This window comes from Longimonas sp., from assembly GCF_046498435.1.
In the GTDB taxonomy this organism is placed as follows: domain Bacteria; phylum Bacteroidota; class Rhodothermia; order Rhodothermales; family Salinibacteraceae; genus Longimonas.
Window position 1 is genome coordinate 1 of sequence record NZ_JAWOAR010000117.1, and the last position, 4,470, is coordinate 4,470.

The following is a 4,470-nucleotide window of genomic DNA, read 5'->3' on the forward strand; positions in this document are numbered from 1 at the left end:
ATCAGCCGCATCCAAACCGGCGACGACATCGGCCTCGACATCACGCCCTCGCTTGGGGCTGGACTGACGCTCAATCAGGTGGCGGTGAACGTCAGCTTTGGCGATTTTGCCGGGCTCACCGCACAGGACCTGGGCTATTCGTATCGCATCTCGGCCCGCGTCCGGTTTGAGCCACCCGGAGAGTGAAGGGCGTTGGAGGGGTGGAGGATAGCGAATTGATGTGTAGACGGGTGGCAGAAACGCTGGGGACGTCCGCGCCCGGTGGCGCTGGTCCGGGATCCAGGACGTGACAGTTCGAACGCATCGGTCCTCTGCTGCACTTCCACCACAATGTAGGGGATGCGTCCAGCCTTGCACGTCGGACCGCATCCTGTCGCATCCTTCTGGGCTGGTATGGATGCAAGAAGCGCCCGTCATAGGGCTCGCACGGTGTTGTTCAAACAGGCAGGGAGCCGTATCCTCTCTCCAGACAACGTCGGAACAGCAGGTTGCGGGGAGCCATTCAGATGAACGTCTCAAGCCAATACACACGCACTGCACACCCATGACCGTTTCGCGTCACATTGCAGCCGCCGTGCTCCTGGCGCTGTTTGTGATGGGCGGTGTCATTGCGCCCAGCATGCATGCGGTGCATCATGCCCAGGAAACCGCTCATGAGGGAATGCCTCATGATGAGGTGCCGCACTGCGAGGCTGTTCCGGCGCGGTGGACCGCAGACACGCCGCATGCCGATGCAGACTGTGCGCTGTGTGGTGCTGTATTTCACATCTCAACGCCCTCGCTTTCGGCCCTTCCCCCCGTCTATCGGCTTCAGGAAGGAACGGTGGCCGTGCAGCAGAGCCCAGCGCCCCATGGCACAGCTCCGGCAGCCCACAGCCGCGGTCCGCCCCATGCCCGCGCGCATGCTTAACGAACGGGCACGCACGCTACGCCCATCACGTTCTGTGATGCATTCGTAGCCATTGCAGAGTCGCTTTGTATCTGCCCATATCTGCCCCTGCCGTTAAGATGCTGCGCCTTGCTATCGTCATGGGGTCGCTTGTCTGGGTATTCTGATTGGTATTGGTATGATTCGTTTTGTTGTACGACATGCATGTGTATTGCTTCTTTTCATGGTAGGGACGCCGCTGGGCGTGTGGGGGCAAACAAGTGCGCCCGAAGCCGACCGAGGCGCGGTGTCGGGCACGGTGGTCGATGAAGAAGGGGCTCCACTCCCCGACGTCCAGATCGTTGACCTTACGCTGCAGCGCGGCACCACCACCGACGCCGACGGCACCTACCGCCTCGACCGGCTGCCCGAAGGGGAGCATCTGCTGGAGTTTCGGTTTGTGGGCTACCGCACCGTCGTGCGCGAGGTGCAGGTCACCGCAGGCGAAACCACCACCGTAGACGCCACCTTGCAGACCCGCGTGCTGGAAGCCGATGGCGTAACGGTGACAGGCACCGCCCGAGCGCGCAGCACGCTCCGCGCTCCCCAAAGCGTTGACGTGATGGGACTGCAAGAGCTGGAGGCTCGACGCGGGGCCGCCCTTGGCGATCTGTTGCAAGACAACGTGCGCGGCGTCTCCTCCATCAAGACGGGCTCGCAAGCGGGCAAGCCGGTGCTGCGCGGGCTGAGCGGCAACCGCATCAAGCTGCTCAAAGACGGCGTGGCGCAGGAGTTCTACCAGTTTGGCGTGCGTCACTTTCCCACGACTAACACCAGCGAAGCCGAGCGCGTAGAAGTGGTGCGTGGCGTAAGCAGCATCCTGTACGGCTCCGACGCGCTGGGCGGCGCTATCAACGTCATCAGCAAGCCCGCTCCTACGTCCAGTTCGGGACAGGTGGAGGCCGAGGGCTCCGCATCCACCCAGTACTACACCAACAACAACGAGCGCGCCGGATCCATCGATCTGCAGGTGGCGCAGGGTGATGTCGGCTGGCGCGTGGGCGCGGAACGGCGCATTGCGGACAACTATCACGCTCCAGATGAGCCGACCTTTTCGGAAACAGGCGAGGGGGGCACCTTTGGCGACCCGCGCTATGCCAATGAAATACCCTTCACCAACTTTGAGCAGTGGAGCGCCTACGGACAGGTCGGTATGCAGGGCGATTTTGGAAGCTTGCAGCTGCATGGCGACTATTGGCAGAACGCACACAACTTCCTGCTTCCCGACGGCGGAACGCCCGGTGAAACGCCCTTTCCGCCTGCGGGCCTCGGCCAGAACCTGGAGCACAGCAATGTTGCGCTTAAGGGCAACATCACCGCAGGCAACGTGGTGCTCAAACCGCGTCTGAGCTGGCAGCGCTCCATCCGGCAGTCTGCACCGGGCACGGGCGACGTGACGCTCGCCACCATTCGCGAGAACGGCGGGCTGGGCGGATTCGACTATCCGCTCGATCTGAAAACCGACATCTACACCGGGCGCCTGGAGCTTGTGCATCCGCCCGTGGGTCCACTGAACGGCACCGTAGGCGTGGAGGTGCAGCATCAAGATGCCGACACGCGCGGCCCCGCCGAACTGCAACCATCGGCGCGCACCTGGAATGCCGGACTCTTTGTCTTTGAGGATGTGGAGATGGATCCGCTCACGCTCTCCTTTGGCGGACGCGTAGATGTGCGCGACGTGGAGGCGGCCCCGAACGACCGCACCACCGATGCCAACCTCCTGGAGAACACGTACACCACGCTCTCAGGCTCGGCGGGGGCCAACTACGCACTCGGTAACGGCATGGCGCTGGCTACGAACCTGAGCGCTGGCTTCCGCGCGCCCAGCGTGTTTGAGCTGTATGCCAACGGCGTGCACGGCGGCGTGGCGGCGTTTCAGGTCGGCACTCCCGAACTCGACCCCGAGCGCTCCTACAGCGCCGACCTCTCGTTTCGCGTGCGTCGCGACCGCGTGACCGCCGAAGTGACCGGCTACGTCAACGCCATCAACGACTACATCTACCTGCGCAATACCGGCGAAACGAACGAAGACAGCGGCCTCCCAATCTTCGAAGCCGGACAGACCGATGCCATCATTCCCGGCATCGAAGCGACGCTCGAAGCAAGCGTGCAGCCGTGGCTTCAGGTGGGCGGCAGCACGGCTATCCTTGACGGCACCGGCGACGCGCTGGGCGCCGACGGCAGCGATGGCACACTGCCGCTGCTTCCGGCCAACACCGTTTCGGGCTTTGCCCGCTGGGTGCCCAGCGGCACCGACCGGCTCCGCAACCCGAGCATCGAGGTCAACGTGAAGCACGCCCTCGACAAAGACGCCGCCGGACGCTTCGAGCCGTTTGCGCAGTTCGATGGCGACTTCGGGCCGCCCTTTGGTACGGCATCTACAGAAGCCTACACCGTAGTCAACGCCGAAGCACAGGCCACGCTACGCACCGGCATCGGCGCGCCACTCACGCTATCCATCGGCGTGGACAATGTGTTCGATACCACCTACCGCGACTTCCTCGACACGTATAAAGGCTATGCGCTCTCGCCCGGACGCGATCTGCAGTTTGGCGTGTCGGCATCGTTTTAGGGGATGATCCGTGCTTCGACATGTCGTAGACAGCCCGGCTCCCGGTTCAATCTGGCAGTCGGGCTGTACTCGTTTTGTGCAACTGGGACAATGCAGCTGGAATCGGTGCTCGGTCTCTGCACGGATTAGTGGGCATCATTGGGTTAATGCGTTGGCGCCCGCGAGACACCCATCGAAAGCGGACTGAACGGACGCATTGCTCGGGCCATCGGGCAATCCGAGAATGGCGATTTCTGTGCGCGGTGTGCGCGACCATGTGCCCTCGAACGTAAACGAGGCACGGCGTCCGGCCATCTGCAGCAGAACGCGTTGTTTACGCGTTTCCTCGGTAAACAAAAATCCTTTGACGCGGAGAATGGTGCGGGGCAGTTCGCGCAGCACGCGCCGCACATCATCGAGGGTCGTGAATGGCACGTCAGACTGGTACGACCAGCGACGGAACGTGGACTCGTGGTCATGACTCTCGTGGTCATGGCTGTGCTCATGGTTCTGGGCGGAGCATGTCGGCGTAGCGTGTTGGTCGATGAGCAGTGGCACAGGTACGTCTGCATGAACAGTTTCCAAAATGCGGGCATCGGGCGTCCAATCCTGAATCCATGCCCGCAGCGAACGAAGCCGCTCCGCATCCACCAGATCGGACTTGTTGAGCAGCACGATGTTGGCACTCTTGATCTGCGATTCTACAAGTTCTTAGACGTGTGCCTCGTTGCTGTACGGAGCCCGTTCCGCGTCGATGACCGTTAGCACGCTGTCAAGACGGAGATGGGATTGCAAGCCGGGCATCATCAACTGCGCGGCAATGGGCATCGGATCGGAGATCCCACTGGCTTCGATGAAGATGTGCTCTGGGGGAGCATCCCGACCGATCAGGTACGATAGCGCTGAGGTTACGCCTGCCTGCATGGTACAGCAGATGCATCCGCCTTCCATGCGTAGCACATCAGCATCCTGGCGGATAACGAGATCGGCA

The 4,470-nt window shown here is 62.2% G+C and carries 4 protein-coding genes and 1 pseudogene; 3 read left to right on the forward strand and 2 right to left on the reverse strand.

What is annotated here, in order from left to right; all coding sequences use genetic code 11:
- The 3 genes and pseudogenes from R6U20_RS04665 to R6U20_RS04675 all read left to right on the forward strand — a co-directional run.
- Nucleotides 1–186, forward strand: a pseudogene (locus R6U20_RS04665) (hypothetical protein); the annotation flags it as partial.
- A 358-nt stretch (nucleotides 187–544) separates the two neighbouring features.
- A complete protein-coding gene (locus tag R6U20_RS04670) occupies nucleotides 545–910 on the forward strand; it encodes a hypothetical protein (RefSeq protein WP_410336705.1) in 366 nt (121 codons plus the stop codon).
- Nucleotides 911–1,112: 202 nt separating this feature from the next.
- On the forward strand, nucleotides 1,113–3,500 hold the full coding sequence (locus R6U20_RS04675) for a TonB-dependent receptor (protein WP_410336706.1): 2,388 nt from the start codon (nucleotides 1,113–1,115) through the stop codon (nucleotides 3,498–3,500).
- A 135-nt stretch (nucleotides 3,501–3,635) separates the two neighbouring features.
- Here R6U20_RS04675 and R6U20_RS04680 read toward each other — a convergent pair whose 3' ends face one another.
- Together R6U20_RS04680 and R6U20_RS04685 are read right to left on the reverse strand one after the other, a co-directional pair.
- Nucleotides 3,636–4,154, reverse strand: a complete 519-nt coding sequence (locus R6U20_RS04680; protein ID WP_410336707.1) for a GTP-binding protein — start codon at nucleotides 4,152–4,154, stop codon at nucleotides 3,636–3,638.
- Nucleotides 4,155–4,190: 36 nt separating this feature from the next.
- On the reverse strand, nucleotides 4,191–4,470 hold a 280-nt coding region (locus R6U20_RS04685), incomplete at its 5' end, for a GTP-binding protein (protein ID WP_410336708.1).

What these genes read in the sequence shown, in the direction of transcription:
- R6U20_RS04670 (WP_410336705.1), top strand. Translation starts at nt 545, where the DNA reads ATGACCGTTTCGCGTCACATTGCAGCCGCCGTGCTCCTGGCGCTGTTT.
- R6U20_RS04675 (WP_410336706.1), top strand. Translation starts at nt 1,113, where the DNA reads ATGGTAGGGACGCCGCTGGGCGTGTGGGGGCAAACAAGTGCGCCCGAA.